Genomic DNA, 19,039 nt, shown 5'->3' on the forward strand with positions numbered 1-19,039 from the left:
ATGCCATGACAGCGACGACCGACGGAAGCACCGGGGCCACCCTGCCGCCCCGGGCCGACTCGGCCACCACCGAACTCACCACCCCCGTCGCGGCCGGGGTGCAAGAAGCCGCCGAACGCGCCGTCCGGCGTGCCACCGACCATCTGCTCGCCCTCCAGGACGCGCAGGGCTGGTGGAAGGGCGACCTGGAGACCAACGTCACCATGGACGCCGAGGACCTGCTGCTCCGTCAGTTCCTGGGCATCCGCGACGAGGCCACGACCGCCGCCGCCGCGCTCTTCATCCGCGGCGAGCAACGCGAGGACGGCACCTGGGCCACCTTCTACGGCGGCCCCGGCGAACTCTCCACCACCATCGAGGCGTACGTCGCCCTGCGGCTCGCCGGGGACGCGCCCGACGCACCGCACATGGCCAAGGCGTCGGCCTGGGTCCGCGAGCGCGGCGGGATCGCCGCCGCCCGGGTCTTCACCCGGATCTGGCTGGCCCTGTTCGGCTGGTGGAAGTGGGAGGACCTGCCCGAACTCCCGCCCGAACTCCTGTACTTCCCGAAGTGGTTCCCGCTCAGCATCTACAACTTCGGCCAGTGGGCCCGGCAGACCATCGTGCCGCTCACCGTCGTCTCGGCGAAGCGGCCGGTGCGCCCGGCCCCCTTTCCGCTGGACGAGCTGCACACCGACCCCGCGAACCCCAACCCGCCCCGCCCGCTGGCCCCGCCGACCACCTGGGAGGGCCTGTTCCAGCGGCTCGACAAGGTTGTCCGCGGCTACCGCAGGGTCGCGATGCGCCGGCTGCGCGGCTCGGCGCTGCACTCCGCCGCCCGCTGGATCGTGGAGCGGCAGGAGAACGACGGCGCCTGGGGCGGCATCCAACCGCCCGCCGTGTACTCGTTGATCGCCCTGCACCTGCTCGGCTACGACCTGCGGCACCCCGTCATGCGCGCGGGCCTGGAGTCGCTGGATCGTTACGCCGTGTGGCGCGAGGACGGCGCCCGGATGATCGAGGCCTGCCAGTCGCCGGTGTGGGACACCTGCCTCGCGGCCATCGCGCTCGCCGACGCCGGGCTGCCCGCCGACCACCCGCAACTGGTCAAGGCCGCCGACTGGATGCTCGGCGAGCAGATCGTCCGGCCCGGCGACTGGGCCGTGAAGCGACCCCAGCTCCCGCCGGGCGGCTGGGCGTTCGAGTTCCACAACGACAACTACCCCGACATCGACGACACCGCCGAGGTCGTTCTCGCGCTGCGCCGCATCAGACACCACGACCCCGAGCGGATGGAGAAGGCCATCGGGCGCGGGGTGCGCTGGAACCTCGGCATGCAGTCCAAGAACGGGGCCTGGGGCGCCTTCGACGTCGACAACACCAGCCCGTTCCCCAACCGGTTGCCGTTCTGCGACTTCGGCGAGGTCATCGACCCGCCCTCCGCGGACGTCACCGCCCACGTCGTGGAGATGCTCGCCTTCGAGGGCATGTCCCACGACCCGCGCACCCGGCGCGGCATCGAGTGGCTGCTCGCCGAACAGGAGCCGAACGGCTCGTGGTTCGGGCGCTGGGGCGTCAACTACGTGTACGGAACCGGTTCCGTGGTGCCCGCGCTCACCGCGGCCGGACTGCCCGCCTCCCACCCGGCGATCCGGCGCGCGGTGACCTGGCTGGAGAACGTCCAGAACGACGACGGCGGCTGGGGCGAGGACCTGCGCTCCTACAAGCACGTCGGCGAATGGAGCGGGCGCGGCGCCTCCACCGCCTCCCAGACGGCGTGGGCGCTGATGGCCCTGCTCGCGGCCGGCGAGAAGGAGTCCAAGGCGGTGGAGCGGGGCGTGCGGTGGCTCGCCGAGACCCAGCGCGAGGACGGTTCCTGGGACGAGCCGTACTTCACCGGCACCGGCTTCCCCTGGGACTTCTCCATCAACTACCACCTCTACCGGCAGGTCTTCCCGCTCACCGCGCTCGGCCGTTACGTCCACGGCGAGCCCACACCCGAGGTCGAGAGGAGCTGAATGAGCACCACGCCCGCTGCGGCCCCGCTGCTGATCGCCTGCGCGCTCGGCATCGAGCACCTCGCCCTGCGCGCCGGCGAACGCGGTGGCGCGGACGGGCCGGTCACCGTGCTGCGCACCGGCATGGGACCCAGGGCGGCGGAACGGTCCGTCACCCGCGTCCTGGCGGACCCGGCGCTCGCCGCCGCCGCCGTGCTGGCCACCGGTTTCTGCGCCGGGCTCGCCCCCGGGATGCACCCCGGCGACCTGGTCGTCGCCGAGGAGACCCGGGACCCGCGCGGAAGCGTCCCGTGCGTCGGCACCGAACTCCTCGTCAAGGAACTCGTACGGACCCTGCCCGGCCGCACCGTCCACACCGGGCCCGTCACCGGCTCCGACCACGTCGTCCGCGGTCACGAACGGTTCGACCTGCTCGCGACCGGCGCCATCGCGGTCGACATGGAATCGGCGGCCACGCTCCTCAGCGCCGTGCGCGCGGGCGAGCGACCGGTTGCGGCCGTACGGGTGGTCGTGGACGCTCCTGAACATGAACTCGTCCGGATCGGCACGGTGCGCGGTGGAATATCGGCTTTCCGCGTCCTTCGATCCGTTCTTCCAGCTTTCTTCGAATGGCACCGTTCTTTGCTGCTCCCCCGGAGGTGAGCCAGATGGCCATGCCGCTGCGCCAGTCGATCAAGGTCGCTACCTACTTGGCTGAACAGAAGCTCCGCAAGCGGGACAAGTTCCCGCTGATCGTGGAGCTGGAACCGCTTTTCGCCTGCAACCTGAAATGCGAGGGCTGCGGCAAGATCCAGCATCCGGCGGGGGTGCTCAAGCAGCGTATGCCGGTCGCCCAGGCCGTCGGCGCGGTGCTGGAGTCCGGTGCGCCGATGGTCTCCATCGCGGGCGGCGAACCGCTGATGCACCCGCAGATCGACGAGATCGTGCGGCAGTTGGTGGCGAAGCGCAAGTACGTCTTCCTGTGCACCAACGCGATGCTGCTGCGCAAGAAGATGGACAAGTTCACGCCCTCGCCGTACTTCGCCTTCGCGGTGCACATCGACGGGCTGCGCGAGCGGCACGACGAGTCCGTCGCCAAGGAGGGCGTGTTCGACGAGGCGGTGGCGGCCATCAAGGAGGCCAAGCGGCGCGGCTTCCGGGTGACCACCAACTCGACCTTCTTCAACACGGACACCCCCCAGACCATCATCGAGGTGCTCAACTTCCTCAACGACGACCTCAAGGTCGACGAGATGATGATCTCGCCCGCCTACGCCTACGAGAAGGCCCCCGACCAGGAGCACTTCCTCGGCGTGGAGCAGACCCGCGAGCTGTTCAAGAAGGCCTTCGCGGGCGGCAACCGCAAGAAGTGGCGGCTCAACCACTCCCCGCTCTTCCTGGACTTCCTGGAGGGCAAGGTCGACTTCCCGTGCACGGCCTGGGCGATCCCGAACTACTCGCTGTTCGGCTGGCAGCGCCCCTGCTACCTGATGAGCGACGGGTACGTGCCGACGTACCGGGAACTCATCGAGAAGACCGACTGGGACAAGTACGGCCGCGGCAAGGACCCGCGCTGCGCCAACTGCATGGCGCACTGCGGCTACGAGCCCACCGCCGTCCTCGCCACCATGGGATCCCTCAAGGAGTCGCTGCGCGCGATGCGCGAGACGGTCTCCGGAAACCGGGAGTAGGGCATGACCGCCGTTTCCCTGGGCCTGCCCGAGGTCCCGGCCCGGCCGGTCGCCGAGCGGCGCCGGTCGCGGCAGATCCACGTCGGACCGGTGGCCGTCGGCGGCGGCGCCCCGGTGTCCGTGCAGTCGATGACCACGACCCGTACCTCGGACATCGGCGCCACCCTCCAGCAGATCGCCGAACTCACCGCGTCCGGCTGCCAGATCGTCCGCGTCGCCTGCCCCACGCAGGACGACGCCGACGCGCTGGCCACCATCGCGAGGAAGTCCCAGATCCCGGTCGTCGCGGACATCCACTTCCAGCCGAAGTACGTCTTCGCGGCCATCGAGGCCGGCTGCGCCGCGGTCCGGGTGAACCCCGGCAACATCAAGAAGTTCGACGACCAGGTGAGGGAGATCGCGCGCGCCGCGAAGGACCACGGCACGCCGATCCGGATCGGCGTCAACGCCGGCTCGCTCGACCGGCGGCTGCTGGAGAAGTACGGCAGGGCGACTCCGGAGGCGCTGGTCGAGTCGGCGCTGTGGGAGGCGTCGCTCTTCGAGGAGCACGACTTCCGGGACATCAAGATCTCCGTCAAGCACAACGACCCGGTCGTGATGATCGAGGCGTACCGGCAGCTCGCCGCCCAGTGCGACTACCCGCTGCACCTCGGCGTGACCGAGGCGGGCCCGGCCTTCCAGGGCACGATCAAGTCGGCGGTGGCCTTCGGGGCGCTGCTGTCCCAGGGCATCGGCGACACCATCCGGGTCTCCCTGAGCGCCCCGCCCGCCGAGGAGGTCAAGGTCGGCATCCAGATCCTGGAATCCCTCGGACTCCGGCAGCGCCGCCTGGAGATCGTCTCCTGCCCGTCGTGCGGGCGCGCCCAGGTCGACGTCTACAAGCTGGCGGACGAGGTGACGGCTGGACTCGAAGGCATGGAGGTACCGCTGCGCGTCGCCGTCATGGGATGCGTGGTCAACGGCCCCGGCGAGGCACGGGAGGCCGACCTGGGCGTCGCCTCCGGCAACGGCAAGGGGCAGATCTTCGTCAAGGGCGAGGTCGTCAAGACCGTGCCCGAGTCCAGGATCGTGGAGACCCTCATCGAGGAAGCGATGAAGATCGCCGAGCAGATGGAGCAGGACGGCGCCGGGTCCGGAACACCCGCCGTCACCGTGAGCTGAACAGCACGGACCGAGAGGGGGCCGAGCGTGACGATTCTGGAGACCATCCGGGGACCACGCGACCTGAAGGCGCTGTCCGAGGCACAACTCGGTGAACTGTCCGAAGAAATACGCGAGTTCCTGGTGCACGCGGTCGCCAGGACCGGCGGCCACCTCGGGCCCAACCTGGGCGTCGTGGAACTGACCGTCGCGCTGCACCGGGTCTTCGAGTCCCCGGCCGACCGCATCCTCTGGGACACCGGTCACCAGAGCTACGTCCACAAACTGCTCACCGGCCGCCAGGACTTCTCCAAGCTGCGCGGCAAGGGCGGCCTGTCCGGGTACCCCTCGCGCGAGGAGTCCGAGCACGACGTCATCGAGAACAGCCACGCCTCCACCGCGCTCGGCTGGGCCGACGGCCTCGCCAAGGCCCGCCAGGTACAGGGGGAGAAGGGCCATGTCGTCGCGGTGATCGGCGACGGGGCGCTGACCGGCGGAATGGCCTGGGAGGCGCTCAACAACATCGCGGCCGCCAAGGACCGGCCGCTGATCATCGTCGTCAACGACAACGAGCGGTCATACGCCCCCACCATCGGCGGTCTCGCCAACCACCTGGCCACCCTGCGCACCACCGACGGCTACGAGCAGGTGCTGGCCTGGGGCAAGGAGCTCCTGCTGCGCACACCCGTCGTGGGCGGCACCCTCTACGAGTCCCTGCACGGCGCCAAGAAGGGCTTCAAGGACGCCTTCGCGCCGCAGGGCATGTTCGAGGACCTGGGTCTCAAGTACGTCGGCCCGATCGACGGCCATGACATCAGAGCGGTGGAGTCCGCGCTGCGGCGGGCGAAACGCTTCCACGGTCCGGTCCTGGTGCACTGCCTCACCGAGAAGGGCCGCGGCTACGAGCCCGCGCTCGCCCACGAGGAGGACCACTTCCACACCGTCGGCGTCATGGACCCGCTCACCTGCGAGCCCCTCACGCCGTCCAACGGCCCGTCCTGGACGTCGGTGTTCGGCGACGAGATCGTCCGCATCGGGGAGGAGCGGGACGACGTCGTGGCGATCACCGCGGCGATGCTGCACCCGGTCGGCCTCGGCAGGTTCGCCGAGCGCTTCCCCGACCGGGTCTGGGACGTCGGCATCGCCGAGCAGCACGCGGCCGTCTCGGCGGCGGGCCTGGCCACCGGCGGGCTGCACCCCGTCGTCGCCGTCTACGCCACGTTCCTCAACCGCGCCTTCGACCAGTTGCTGATGGACGTGGCGCTGCACCGCTGCGGGGTGACGTTCGTCCTGGACCGTGCCGGGGTGACCGGGGTCGACGGGGCCTCGCACAACGGCATGTGGGACATGTCGATCCTCCAGGTGGTGCCCGGCCTGCGGATCGCCGCCCCGCGCGACGCCGGACAACTGCGCCTCCAGCTGCGCGAGGCCGTCGCCGTCGACGACGCGCCGACGCTGGTCCGCTTCCCGAAGGAGTCGGTGGGGCCGGAGATCCCGGCGGTCGACCGGGTCGGCGGCGTGGACGTCCTGCACCGGGGCGCGGACCCGCGGGTGCTGCTGGTCGCGGTCGGGGTGATGGCGCCGGTGTGCCTCCAGGCCGCGGAACTGCTGGCCGCCCGGGGCGTCGACTGCACGGTCGTGGACCCCCGTTGGGTGAAGCCCGTGGATCCGGCGCTGCCGGTGCTGGCCGCCCGGCACGAGCTGGTGGCGGTCGTCGAGGACAACAGCCGGGCGGCGGGCGTGGGCGCGGCGGTCGCGCTGGCGCTCGGTGATGCCGAAGTGGATGTGCCGGTACGGCGGTTCGGGATTCCCGAGCAGTTCCTGGCACACGCGAAGCGGGGGGAGGTGCTGGCCGACATCGGGCTGACGCCGGTGGAGATCGCGGGGCGGATCGGGGCGAGCCTCACGGGACGGGGGGCCGCAGGGGGTCGTTCGGCCGGTGCGGCCGCGTCCGGGCTGGTCGCGCAGTTCCTCCCCCAGCCTTCGGCCGGGGGTACCCCCAGCGCCCTCCGGGGCGCTGATGCCGAGGGCGTTGACAAGGAGAGGCAATGAGTACGGAGTTCGATCTCGGGGCGTTGCTCAGCGAGCGTGGCGGTGAGAGGTACGAGCTGCACAGCAAGTACCTGAACCACCAGCTCCCGCGGATGCTGCACACCATCGGCTTCGACAAGGTCTACGAGCGGGCCGAGGGTGCTCACTTCTGGGACGCGGACGGCAACGACTACCTGGACATGCTCGCCGGGTTCGGGGTGATGGGCCTGGGCCGCCACCACCCCGTCGTCCGCAAGGCCCTGCACGACGTCCTGGACGCCCAGCTGGCCGACCTCACCCGCTTCGACTGCCAGCCGCTGCCCGGCCTGCTCGCCGAACGGCTCCTCGCGCACAGCCCGCACCTGGACCGGGTGTTCTTCGGCAACAGCGGGACCGAGGCGGTCGAGACGGCCCTGAAGTTCGCCCGCTTCGCCACCGGCAGACCGCGCGTCCTGTACTGCGACCACGCCTTCCACGGCCTGACCACGGGCTCCCTGTCGGTCAACGGCGAGGACGGTTTCCGGGACGGCTTCGCCCCGCTGCTGCCCGACACCGCCGTCCCTCTCGGAGACCTGGACGCGCTCGCCCGGGAGCTGAGCAAGGGCGACGTCGCCGCGCTGATCGTGGAGCCGATCCAGGGCAAGGGCGTGCACGAGGCCCCGCCCGGCTACCTGCGGGCCGCGCAGGAACTGCTGCACCGGCACAAGGCGTTGCTCATCTGTGACGAGGTACAGACAGGTCTCGGCCGCACCGGCGACTTCTACGCCTACCAGCACGAGGACGGCGTCGAGCCGGACCTGCTGTGCGTGGCGAAGGCGCTCTCCGGCGGTTATGTCCCCGTCGGCGCGACCCTCGGCAAGGACTGGATCTTCAAGAAGGTCTACTCGTCCATGGACCGCGTCCTGGTCCACTCGGCCAGCTTCGGTGCCAACGCCCAGGCCATGGCGGCCGGCCTCGCGGTGCTCTCCGTCATGGAGAACGACCAGGTCGTCGCCAACGCGCGGGCGGTGGGGGAGCAGCTCAAGTCCCGGCTCACCGCGCTGATCGGCACCTACGAGCTGCTCGCCGACGTCCGCGGGCGGGGCCTGATGATCGGCATCGAGTTCGGCCGGCCCAGCTCGCTGAAGCTGCGCAGCCGCTGGGCCATGCTCCAGGCGGCCCGCAAGGGCCTGTTCGCGCAGATGGTCGTCGTACCGCTGCTGCAACGGCACCGGATCCTCACCCAGGTCTCCGGCGACCACCTGGAGGTGATCAAGCTCATCCCGCCGCTGATCGTGGACGAGGCGGACGTCGACCGCTTCATGGACGCCTTCACGGACGTGATGGACGACGCCCACAGCGGGGGCGGCCTGATGTGGGACTTCGGCAGGACCCTCATCAAGCAGGCGGTGGCCAACCGCTAGCGCCCCCCGCGGCCGGGGCCCGTCACGGACCCCGGCCGCCGAATAATCGATCGCATGAGCGATCACCCTCGGGCACAATCGCCGGATGCCGACCACCGCGGAGCAGTTGCTCTCCGCACTCGAAGGACTGTCTTTCCCGGCCCGCCTCACCCTCACCGCCAAGACCGCGCGCCGGCTCGTGGAGCAGGGAGCACTCGCTCCGCTTCTCACCGAACTCGACGCCGCCGGCCCCTACGGGCGCCGCCTTGCCGCGCTGGCCGCCCTCGTCGGCCGGGACGCGGACTTCCTCGCCGCCCGGCTCGCCGACCCGGACGTGGTCGTCGCCGGGTACGCCCGGCGCGCCGCCCGCACCCTGCCCGTGCCGGACGCGGCGGTGGAGGCGGCGTACGAAGACGCACCGGCCGCGCTGCGGGGCCGGCTGGCCCGTCTGCTCGCCTCCGGCGGCCGCGGCGTGCTCGCCGAGCGGCTGGTGACGCGGCTCGGCGAGGAGTGGGGCGAGGCCGAGGCCGCGCGTCTGCTGCCCGCCTGCTCCACGCCCTTCGTCGCACGGGAGTTGCCCCGGCTCGCGCACGCCGTGGACAACTGGCCACGGCTCGCCCGGCGCCACCCCGGCCCGGTACTGGCCCACGCCGAACGCGCCCTGGCCGACCGGACCGACCACCGGGCCCGGGAGGAGTGGTGGCGGCTGAACGCCACCACGGTCGCGGCACTCGCCCCGCGGCTGCCCGAGGGGGTCCTGGCCCTGCTGGAACGGAACGGCCCGGCCGCCCTGCCGCCCGGCCTGTTCGGCGGCCTCGGCGCGCTCGTCGACGCCGACGCCGAGCGGGTCGTGCGCTGGATCATCTCCCCGCGCCGGAACCCACCGCGCCACGAGCCCGTGCCGCCGCCCGGCGTGCTGCGCCGGCTGGTGCGCGCCGAGCCGCCGTCCCTGCCACTGTTGGGCCGCCAGTGGATACAGCGCCAAGGCCACCTCGCCGGGCTGCTGAAGGCCATGGCGCCGGGCAGGCGGACGGCCTTCCTCGACGCGGTCACCGCGGAGGGGACCGAATGGGATCCGGCCCTGTCCGTGCTCGGCCTGCTGCCGCGCGAGCGCCGCTGGGCCGAAGTGCGCAGGGCGGCCGCCGAGTTCGGCGAGCGGGTCGACGCCTGGGACGACCTGGACACGCTCGCCCACGGCCCGTACGACGAGGCACGCGCCACGTTGCTCGCCGCGACCCGGCGGTCCGACGCGGACGACCGAGCCGCCGCCTGGCCGCTGCTCGTGGCCTGTGCGGCCCGGGACGGCGGCCGGGCGGCGATCACCGAGGTGCTGGATGCGGCGGGCCGGCTCCGCAACGACCGAGACCCCGTGCGCGCCGCCGCGCTGGAGGCGCTCGCCGAGACGCATCCCCGGCTGTTCGACCCCGCCGACGCCGAGCCCCTCGACCGCATCGCCCTCGACGCCCTCCAGGCCCGGGACTGTTCTGCCGAGAGCCTCACCGCGCTGCGCACCCTCGCCGAGCGTGTCCTCGTCGAGCATGCCAGTGCTGATGAAACGGCCCTGCGCGCCTGGGCGTTGAGCACGCTGGAGCGGATGACGGGCCGGGTCGGCGTACCCGACTTCGGGCCGCTGCACCGCGTTCTGCGGCGCGGCCAGGAGTACGAGGTGTTCGAGGCGCTGCGCCCCTGGCTGGAGGCGGCGGCGGACCGGTCCGACTTCCGACTGCTGCTCGGCCTGGCCGCCGCGTTCGGCCCGCGGGCCCGGCGGATGCCCGTGCTGCAGGACATGCTCGCCCTGGCGCTGGAGCGCGGCGACGACCCGACGTTCGAGGCCGCCGCGGCGCTGTGGCTGGCCGCACCGGCCACCCGCGGGGAACGGGCCGCCCGGATCGTCGGTCGCGAACCGTCGGCCGCGGTCCTCGCGCCGGTACGGCGGGTGCTGTCCCGCGAGCGCACGGACCTGCTGGACGCCCTGCTCGCCGACACCCCGCCGTACGGCCGCTTCCTGGTCGCCGGGGCGGCGCGCCCGCTGCCGGACCTCGGCGCCGTCGGCCGCTGGCTGCCCCGCCAGCAGCAGGCCGCGGCGCGCCTCGCCGAGCAGGTGGCGGAAGACCCTTCCCTGCCGCTGGACGACCGGGCCTGCGCGATCCGCGCCGCCGCCCCGGTGCCGGAGCTGGGCCTCGTCCTGGCCATGCGGCACAAGGACGACGAGGAGGTGGTCGTCGCCGAGGCGGCGCTCGCCGCGCTGCCCTGGACCGACCGCCCCCAGGACGTCCTGCCGTTGCTCCTGGAGCAGGCGGTCGGCGACCGGGCGCGCGTCGCGGTGTACGCGGCGAGCCGCGCCGCCCGCTTCACGGCCCCCTCCGAACTCGCCGCGGCCCTCAGCCCGTTGCTGACGGGGGAGCGGCCCGCGAAGGTGACCTCCCGCAAGGAGGCCGTGCGCCTCACGGCCCGCTTCCTGCCGCCGCGTCAGGCGGTGGCGCTGCTCGCGCGCGGCTTCGGCCCCGACACGCACCCCGACGTCCGGACCGCCGTGATCCGCGCGCTTGCGCCCCTGCTGGGCGTGCCGGAGGCCTGGCACCTGCTGGAGGCCGCCGCACGGGACGACACCTCGGCCGGGTGCCTGTCCCTGGTGGAGGTGACTCCCTGGGAGCTGGCCGAGGCGCACCGGGGCAGGTACGCGGCGGTCGTGGACACGGTCTACGACGCCGGCCTCGCGTCGTGCGAGAGCTTCGCCGGCTGGGCCTACCTGCGGGCGCTCGCCCCCTGGACCCCGTACGCGCCCGGTATCGCCGTCCGGATCGCGGACACGGTGTGCGATCTGGAAAGCCGCGAACACTGGCAGCACGCGGCATGGGTGCTGCGCGACCTCGGCATGTCCGACATCCCGCATCCGGTCGGCGGCGTGGCCCCGGGCAGCGTCTACCACGACGCGGTGACCCGGCTGCTGGCCGCGATGCACACACCCGAGGGCGGCGGCGAGGCACTGGAGGACCGGGACCTGCCGGCTCTGCAAAGACTGCGGACCCTGGTGTCTCCCTCGTACAACACCGCCGAACGCGGCGAGGTGCTCGCCGGGACCGCCGCGCTGCTGGCGCCGGAACCGCTGCTGGCGGCCGAACGCGCGGGCCTGTTGCGCCGACTGGCCGACCGCACCGAGGAACCGGACCGGCTGCTCGGACGGCTGCTGGACCTGGCGGAGGCGCTGGAGGACGCCGGAACGACGGTGGCGGCCCAGGTGGCGGGCGGACTGGAGGCGGGCTGGGCGCACCGGGCCCGGCCCGAGCGTGCCGCGGCCGTACTGGCGGCGGCCGAGCGGCTGACCGAGGACGGCGGCACGGTCCCCGGCCTGATCGCGGCGCAGCTGGTCTCCGCGACGGCCGCGAGCGTCGGCTGGCCCGACCCGTGGCGGTCGTTGCTGCGGCGGCTGCGCAGGCATCCGGACCCCGACGTACGGTTCAAGGCATACGCGACGACGACCGTCCCGGAGTGACCTCCCGAGGCGGCCCCGACCGCTGTTTTGCCTCTGAGGCAAGAAATTTGCCGGACAGGCAAACCTGCGGCTGAATGGAGAGCATGAGCTCTCCTGAGACCGGGCCCCCGGCCGGGCCGGACGAGGTCCTGCCAGCCGTCGCGCCGCAGCTCCGCGCCCTGCGCCGGCGCGCCGCCCTCACCCTGGAGGCGGCGGCGCGCACCGCGGGGCTGTCACCGGCCCATCTCTCCCGCCTGGAGACCGGGCAGCGCCAGCCCTCACTGCCGGTACTGCTCGCACTCGCCCGTGTCTACGGTACGACGGTCTCCGAGCTGCTGGGGGAGACCGTCGCCGAGCGGGACGCCATCGTGCGCGCCGGTGACATGGAACCGACCGGGGCGGGCGGCTGGACGTACTGGCAGGCCGGGTCCTCCGGCCGGGGGATGCAGGCGCTGCGGGTCCGGGTGCCGTACGGCTCGCAGGGCGACGTCGTGCGGGTGCATCCCGGCGAGGAGTGGCTGTACGTCCTGCAAGGGCGGCTGCGGCTGCGCCTCGGCGACACCACGCATGTGCTCGCCCCCGGCGACAGCGCCCACTTCGACTCGCTGACCCCGCACCGGCTCGCCGCCGAGGACCACGACGGGGTCGCACTCCTGTTCGTCCACACCCTGTTGCAGAGTCCCACGGCCGCGCTGTGCCTGGGACCGACCCCTGGAGAGCTGCCATGAGCAACTACGAGGAGAGGTTCCCGCGGTCCCTGTGGATCCGGCTCATCATCTACATCGCCGTGGGACACGTGTTCGCCGCGTTCCTCTTCCTGCTCTTCACCCTCGGCGGCAAGGGCTGAGCCCCGGCAGGGCCTAGTCGAGCAGGCGCTCGCGCAGCCGCTCCCGGGTCGCCGGGGTGAGCCCGAGCCCCTGCTCCAGGTAGGTGTCGACGTCGCCCCAGGTCTCCTCGATGCTCTCGACGGCCGCCGTCAGGTACTCCGCGCGCGCGTCGAAGAGCGGGCTGAGCAGTTCCATCACCTCGGGGCTGTAGACGCTGTCCCCGCTGCCGCTGCGCTTCACCCGGTAGCGGCGGTGCTTGGCGTTGGACTCCAGGTAGTCGGCGAGGATCGCGTCCCGTTCCACACCCACCGCGAGCAGCGTCACAGCGATCGAGATGCCCGCGCGGTCCTTGCCGGCCGCGCAGTGCATCAGCGCCGGGACGCTGTCCTCGGCGAGGGCGTGCAGCACACGCGCGTGCTCGCCGGTACGGTCCTTGACGATCATGCGGTACGAGTTGACCATCCGGGCCGCCGCCCTGCCGTCGCCCAGCAGCCCGCGCAACTGCTCGATGTCACCCTCGCGGACCATCGTCCAGAACTCGGCGCCGTGCGCCGGATCGCTCAGCGGCAGGTTCACGTTCCGCACGCCGGGCAGCTCGACGTCCGGGCCCTCCAGCTTCTGGTCCGCCGCGTTGCGGAAGTCGAAGATCGTGTGCAGGCCCAGGGAGGCGAGGAACTCCGCGTCCTGCTCCGTCGCGTGCGCGAGGTGCCCGCTGCGGAACAGCACGCCGTGCCGCACCCGGCGTCCGTCGACGGTCGGCAGGCCGCCCACGTCACGGAAGTTGCGCACACCGGCCAGCTCGGGCTCGGTGGACGGGACCTGCTGCGTCACGGGGGCTCCTCCCGGCCGGCCCCGTCGGCGCGGCTCGTCGACGGGCACTGCGACGACCATACGACATCGGTTTCCACAGGCAATGAGTTGTCCACAGACGTTGCCTCCGGGGCCCGCGGCCCTTGATGATGTTGGGGCTTGAGCGGATCTGTTGGCACCTGTGTGAGGTTTCTCGATGGTGGACATCGCCGAAAACGGTCGTACCTGGCTCCTGTCGGGCCCCGGCAGCAGCTACGCGCTGCATCTGACGGAGGCCGGCGAACTGCTTCACCTGCACTGGGGGCCGCGTATCCGGCTCGCCGACGCCGAGGCCCTCAGCACCCGGGTGCTGCCCGGCTACTGGCCCTTCGAGTCCCCGCTCGACGGCCGTGAGGAGTACCCCGTCGAGGGCGGTCCCCGCTTCGTGCGCCCCGCGCTGTCCGTGCGCACCGAGGAGCGCCGAGGCACGGAGTGGGCCTTCGAGTCGTACGAGACGGCGGGCGACGCCGGCGACGAGGAACTGCGCCTGCGCTTCCGGGACGACCGGATCGTCATCACCCTGCACTACCGGATGCGCGGCGACGTCGTCGAGCGCTGGGTGACCGTCGGCAACGAAGGGCAGGCGCCCGTGGAGCTGCTGCGCGCCGACGCGGCGACCTGGACGCTGCCCGACCGCGAGGGCTGGCGGCTCTCCCAGCTGCACGGCCGCTGGGCAGCCGAGTCCCGGCTGGTCAGCGGCCCGCTCACGTACGGCGAGAAGGTCATCGGCAGCCGCCGCGGCCACACCGGCCACCAGCACCTGCCCTGGGTCGCCCTGGACACCGACGCCACCGAGGAGCACGGGGAGGTCTGGGGCTGCGCCCTCGGCTGGTCCGGGTCCTGGCGGATCGCCGTCGCCCAGCTCCCCGACGCGCGCGTGCAGATCACCGGCGGCGCCGGCTACGACGACTCGGGCCTGCTGATGCTGGCCGAGGGCGAGTCGTACACCAGTCCCGTGTTCGCGGCCCTGTGGTCCGACGGCGGCTTCGGCGGGGCGAGCCGGGCCTGGCACGCCTACCAGCGGGCGCATGTCATCCCCGACGCGGACCGGGACCGGCCGGTGCTGTTCAACTCGTGGGAGGCGACCACCTTCGACATCTCCGAGGAGCAGCAGGCCACCCTGGCCCGGCGGGCCGCCGCGATCGGCGTCGAGCTGTTCGTCGTGGACGACGGCTGGTTCGGCGCCCGCACCTCCGACCGCGCCGGCCTCGGCGACTGGACGCCCAACCCGGACCGCTTCCCGAAGGGCCTGGCGCCCCTCGCCGAGTACGTGCACGCGCTCGGCATGCAGTTCGGCATCTGGGTCGAGCCCGAGATGGTCAACCCGGACAGCGAGCTGTACCGGGCGCACCCCGACTGGGTGCAGTACCAGCAGGGCCGGAAGCGGACGGAGCTGCGCAACCAGCTCGTCCTCAACCTCGCCCGCGAGGACGTCCAGGAGTACCTCTGGGAGCAGCTCGACGCCCTGCTGTCCAGCGCGCCCATCGACTACGTCAAGTGGGACTTCAACCGCTGCTTCACCGACGCGGGCTGGCCGGGCGAGCCCTACCCGCAGCGCCTGTGGGTGGACCACGTGCGCGGCCTGTACGCCCTGCTCGACCGGATCCGCGCGGCCCACCCGGACGTCGCCATCGAGTCCTGCTCCGGCGGCGGCGGCCGGATCGACCTCGGCATCATGAGCCGTACCGACGAGGTGTGGACCTCCGACAACACCGACCCGCTGGACCGGCTCGCCATTCAGCACGGCTTCAGCCAGATCCACCCCGCCCGGGTGATGTCGGCCTGGGTCACCGACAGCCCCAACCACCAGCTCAACGGCCGGGTCAGCTCGCTGCGTTTCCGGTTCGTCAGCTCCATGGCCGGGGCGCTCGGGGTCGGCGGCGACCTCTCGAAGTGGACCGAGGAGGAACTCGCCGAAGCCGGTCACTGGGTGGGGCTCTACAAGGAGATCCGGCCGCTGGTGCAGCGCGGCGAGCAGTTCCGGCTGCGGCCGCCGGCCGGCGGGCTCAGCGCGGTGCAGTACACGCTCGGCGACGAGACCGCGGTCCTCGCCTGGCTCCAGGCGCAGAGCTACGGCGAGCCGGTGCCGGCGCTCCGGCTCAAGGGCCTCGACCCGGAGGCGTCGTACGAATGCCGCGAAACGGGCGAAGTGCACCGTGGGGCCGTGCTGTTGCATCACGGGCTGCGCGTGGGGCTCAAGGGTGACCTGGATGCGACGGTCGTCCGACTTCGTCGCATCTGATCCTTCTGCCTGAATTGGCGGCTTCATTGCAACTCGCTCTGGAATATGTGGACGTGGCGTGACGTGCGTGAGGAGCGTCATATTCGTGACCGACCGTCGCGCGTCATGCTCACGTAATGAAGGCGCTTCACAAGGGAATTGCGGGAGCGGGAAAGGCCGGGTTTCACGGAGGGTGACCGGGAACGTCCGTAACGGATCAAGCGGCACCAGGAGGTCGGGAACCGTTCGCTTGTCCGGGTGCGTCCTGCTCGCTTACGTTCGCCACGCATCCGGACGGAACGCCGAATCCTGCCGCCGCCCGGAGTCCCCACACACTCACCCGTGCCCGGCAGGAGCGGGGGACCCACCAGGCAAGACCGCCTGTTCCGGTTCCCGGGACAGGCCAGGGGTGTAGTCACGCCTTCCGGCGTGGCCGGGCAGCTCCAGCCCGAACCCGACAGCTCACCTCGCAGGCGCCGGAGAGGAACGCGCCATGCCCGCGAGAGGTAAGCACCGCCGCCCGAAGACCCAGCGTCTCACCCGCTCGATGGCCGTCGCCGGAACCGGTGGCGCCGCGCTGGCCCTGCCGCTCATGGGGGCCACCGGTGCCCACGCGGCCACCGCGCAGTCCGTCTCCGCGAAGGCTCCGCAGTCGCTGCCGGCCGTCGCGAAGGCGGCGCCCGGGAAGGCGGCCGTACGGACGTCCGCCGCCGCGCGTTCCGCGCACCGCACGTACACCGTGGTGCCGGGCGACTGCCTCTCGGAGATCGCGCGTGACCAGCACATCAGCGGGGGCTGGCACCGGCTCTACGCCGACAACCGGCAGGCCGTCGGAGACGACCCCTCGCTGATCCACCCCGGCCTCGAGCTCACGCTCGACGGCCGCGGCCCCACGACGACCGGTACCGCTGACTCCGGTGCCCGGCCCGAGGCGCACTCCGCCACCTCGTCCTCGGCGGCCACCCCGTCCGTGCCGTCCACCCCGTCCACCCCGGACGCCTCGACGACGGCCGCCTCCGGATACGTCCTCCCGGTCAGCGGCGCCACCGTCGGCACCGGCTACCACGTGCCGGGCGGCATGTGGTCCAGCGGCTACCACACCGGCGTCGACTTCGTGGTGCCCACCGGCACCCCCGTCAAGGCCGTCGGTGCGGGCACGGTCGTCACCGCCGGCTGGGGCGGCGCCTACGGCAACCAGGTCGTCATCAGGCTCGCCGACGGCCACTACGCGCAGTACGGTCACCTCTCCGCGCTCTCCGTCTCGGCCGGCCAGACCGTGACCGCGGGCCAGCAGGTCGGCCTCTCCGGCGCGACCGGCAACGTGACCGGCCCGCACCTGCACTTCGAGATCCGTACCACCCCCGACTACGGCTCGGACGTGGACCCGGTCGCCTACCTCCGCTCGAAGGGCCTCGCCGTCGGCTGACAGGCGCCCCGCCGGTCCGACACGCACTCCGAGGGCCGGATCCCGGTCCCCGGGGTCCGGCCCTCGGTGTTTCCTTCTCGTGGCAGCGCTGCTTCGGGCATCGACAACGAAGGCTCGGCGACGGCAGAGTGAACCCCGTTCGGTGAAAGCGCTTTCCGCGACCTGTGCCGCACCGGGAGGAACCAGCCGCATGACGACCACCCGCCGAGCCTTCGGCGCCCTGACCGCCGCAGCCGCGCTCACGGCCCTCACCCCCGCCGCACCCGCGAGCGCCGCGCCCCGGCACCGCCGCCTGCTCGCCCACGACGACTTCCGCCACGGGCTCGGCCAGTGGTCCGTCGAACTGGAGCGGGGCGGCACGGTCGCCGCGGCGGACGGCGTCCTGGAGATCGACGTACCCGCCGGGGCGACCGTCTGGTTCCGGCGCCGGCTCGAAGGGCCGTACGTCCTGGAGTACACCGCCACACCGGTCTCGGCGGGCGGCCCCGACGACCGCGTCTCCGACCTCAACAACTTCTGGAACGCCACCGACGTCCGCTCCCCGGACGACCTGTTCGCCACCCCGCGCGGCGGCGCGCTCGCCGAGTACGACTACCTCACGACGTACTACGCGGGCTACGGCGCCAACTACAACACCACGACCCGGCTGCGCCGTTACGTCGGCGAGCCCGGCGTCCGGCCGCTGATCCTCGACTACACCGAACCCCTGCTCGTCGCGAACGAGCCCAACCGCGTCCGGATCGTCTCCGACGGCCCGTGCGTGCGCTGGTGGAACAACGGACGGCTGGTCTTCGACTACACCGACCCGCAGCCCTACACAGGTGGGCACTTCGCCTTCCGCACCACCTGGAGCCACTTTCTGATCAGTGACTTCCGGGTCTGGGGATCACCGCGTCAACGTCGCTGACCAGGCCCTTATTCCAGCCTTGGCACAGTATTGAGAAGTGTCTTATCTCACCGGTCGTCAACCCCTTATTACGGTCGCGTAGGTCACAGCCAAAGGTGAATCATGATCCGATGTGGCAGACGATTCGAAGAGTGACAACGCATCAGTGATCGGGTCGTACGTGGCGCTGGGGGACAGCTTCAGCGAAGGCGTCGGCGACCCGGGCCCCGACGGGGCGTTCGTCGGCTGGGCCGACCGGTTCGCGGTACTGCTGTCGGACCGGCGCCCCGAGGGCGACTTCCAGTACACCAACCTCGCCGTGCGCGGGAAACTGCTCGACCAGATCGTGGCGGACCAGGTGCCCAAGGCCCTGGAACTCGCCCCGGACCTGGTCTCCTTCTGCGCCGGCGGCAACGACATCATCCGCCCCGGCACCGATCCGGACGAGGTGGCCGAGCGGTTCGAGCGGGCCGTGGTCCGGCTGACCGGGGCCGTCGGCACGGTCATGGTGACCACCGGCTTCGACACCCGCAACGTGCCCGTCCTCAAACACCTGCGCGGCAAGATCGCCACCTACAACGGTCATGTGCGGGCGATCGCCGACCGGTACGGCTGCCCGGTGCTGGACCTGTGGTCCCTGAAGACCGTGCAGGACCGGCGGGCCTGGGACCACGACCGGCTGCACCTCTCTCCCGAGGGGCACACGCGCGTGGCGCTGCGGGCCGGTCAGGTGCTCGGCGTCGAGATCCCCGCGGACCCCGACCAGCCCTGGCCGCCGCTGCCGCCCCGCGGCACCCTCGAGGTCCGCCGAGACGACGTGCAGTGGGCCCGCGAGTACCTGGTCCCGTGGATCGGGCGACGGCTGCGCGGCGAGTCCTCGGGCGACCACGTCACGGCCAAGGGCGCGCTCTCGCCGGACGACATCAAGATGCGGATCGCCTCCGTGGCCTGAGGCGTGCGCCCGCGGGGGGGGGGGGGGGGGGGGCCCCCCCGGCCCCCCCCCCCCCCCCCCCCCCCCCCCCCCCCCCCCCCGGCCGGGGCGCCCGGCAGCAGCTCCGCCGCCGTCCGCAGCTCCGCCACGAGCCGGGTCACCGCGCCCAGCAGCACGCCCGCCTGTGCCACGGCACCCTCGGCCGCG

The 19,039-nt window shown here is 72.3% G+C and carries 14 protein-coding genes and 1 riboswitch; of the genes, 13 read left to right on the top strand and 1 reads right to left on the bottom strand.

What is annotated here, in order from left to right; all coding sequences use genetic code 11:
* Positions 1–5: 5 nt before the first annotated feature.
* The 9 genes from shc (at position 6) to ACZ3KP_RS30130 (ending at position 12,539) form a co-directional block, all read left to right on the top strand.
* Positions 6–1,997, top strand: a complete 1,992-nt coding sequence (shc, locus tag ACZ3KP_RS30090) for a squalene--hopene cyclase (protein WP_467503140.1) — start codon at positions 6–8, stop codon at positions 1,995–1,997.
* Positions 1,998–2,639 (top strand): phosphorylase family protein, encoded by a 642-nt coding sequence (locus ACZ3KP_RS30095; RefSeq protein WP_132887280.1) that lies wholly within the window; start codon positions 1,998–2,000, stop codon positions 2,637–2,639.
* A 5-nt stretch (positions 2,640–2,644) separates the two neighbouring features.
* Positions 2,645–3,667, top strand: a complete 1,023-nt coding sequence (hpnH, locus tag ACZ3KP_RS30100) for an adenosyl-hopene transferase HpnH (protein ID WP_132887281.1) — start codon at positions 2,645–2,647, stop codon at positions 3,665–3,667.
* Positions 3,668–3,670: 3 nt separating this feature from the next.
* Entirely contained in the window at positions 3,671–4,828 is a 1,158-nt protein-coding gene (gene ispG / locus ACZ3KP_RS30105; RefSeq protein ID WP_467503143.1) for a flavodoxin-dependent (E)-4-hydroxy-3-methylbut-2-enyl-diphosphate synthase, read from the top strand.
* 27 nt (positions 4,829–4,855) lie between these two features.
* On the top strand, positions 4,856–6,859 hold the full coding sequence (gene dxs / locus ACZ3KP_RS30110; protein WP_467503145.1) for a 1-deoxy-D-xylulose-5-phosphate synthase: 2,004 nt from the start codon (positions 4,856–4,858) through the stop codon (positions 6,857–6,859).
* On the top strand, positions 6,856–8,241 hold the full coding sequence (locus ACZ3KP_RS30115) for an aspartate aminotransferase family protein (RefSeq protein ID WP_360566200.1): 1,386 nt from the start codon (positions 6,856–6,858) through the stop codon (positions 8,239–8,241). Before dxs ends, ACZ3KP_RS30115 begins: the two co-directional genes overlap by 4 nt.
* Positions 8,242–8,326: 85 nt before the next feature.
* Positions 8,327–11,713, top strand: a complete 3,387-nt coding sequence (locus tag ACZ3KP_RS30120; RefSeq protein WP_467503147.1) for a hypothetical protein — start codon at positions 8,327–8,329, stop codon at positions 11,711–11,713.
* An 83-nt stretch (positions 11,714–11,796) separates the two neighbouring features.
* Positions 11,797–12,420 (top strand): helix-turn-helix domain-containing protein, encoded by a 624-nt coding sequence (locus tag ACZ3KP_RS30125; protein ID WP_467503148.1) that lies wholly within the window; start codon positions 11,797–11,799, stop codon positions 12,418–12,420.
* Complete coding sequence (locus tag ACZ3KP_RS30130; RefSeq protein WP_132887285.1) at positions 12,417–12,539, top strand: DUF6126 family protein; 123 nt, start codon at positions 12,417–12,419, stop codon at positions 12,537–12,539. Before ACZ3KP_RS30125 ends, ACZ3KP_RS30130 begins: the two co-directional genes overlap by 4 nt.
* Before the next feature lie 13 nt (positions 12,540–12,552).
* Here the strand turns inward: ACZ3KP_RS30130 and ACZ3KP_RS30135 are convergent, their stop codons facing one another.
* Positions 12,553–13,350, bottom strand: a complete 798-nt coding sequence (locus tag ACZ3KP_RS30135; RefSeq protein WP_358981804.1) for a tyrosine-protein phosphatase — start codon at positions 13,348–13,350, stop codon at positions 12,553–12,555.
* 175 nt (positions 13,351–13,525) lie between these two features.
* Between ACZ3KP_RS30135 and ACZ3KP_RS30140 the strand changes: the two genes are divergently transcribed.
* The 4 genes from ACZ3KP_RS30140 (at position 13,526) to ACZ3KP_RS30155 (ending at position 18,853) form a co-directional block, all read left to right on the top strand.
* A complete protein-coding gene (locus ACZ3KP_RS30140) occupies positions 13,526–15,610 on the top strand; it encodes an alpha-galactosidase (RefSeq protein ID WP_467503150.1) in 2,085 nt (694 codons plus the stop codon).
* Between the two features lie 306 nt (positions 15,611–15,916).
* A riboswitch (cyclic di-AMP (ydaO/yuaA leader) is annotated at positions 15,917–16,078 on the top strand.
* A 4-nt stretch (positions 16,079–16,082) separates the two neighbouring features.
* A complete protein-coding gene (locus tag ACZ3KP_RS30145) occupies positions 16,083–17,015 on the top strand; it encodes a M23 family metallopeptidase (protein WP_467503152.1) in 933 nt (310 codons plus the stop codon).
* A gap of 190 nt (positions 17,016–17,205) precedes the next feature.
* The gene (locus ACZ3KP_RS30150; RefSeq protein ID WP_467503154.1) at positions 17,206–17,922 is read left to right on the top strand and encodes a DUF6250 domain-containing protein; all 717 of its coding nucleotides are present in this window, start codon (positions 17,206–17,208) and stop codon (positions 17,920–17,922) included.
* A gap of 145 nt (positions 17,923–18,067) precedes the next feature.
* A complete protein-coding gene (locus tag ACZ3KP_RS30155; protein ID WP_467503155.1) occupies positions 18,068–18,853 on the top strand; it encodes an SGNH/GDSL hydrolase family protein in 786 nt (261 codons plus the stop codon).
* Positions 18,854–19,039: the final 186 nt, after the last annotated feature.

Source organism: Streptomyces sp. NPDC020958 (genome assembly GCF_055562175.1).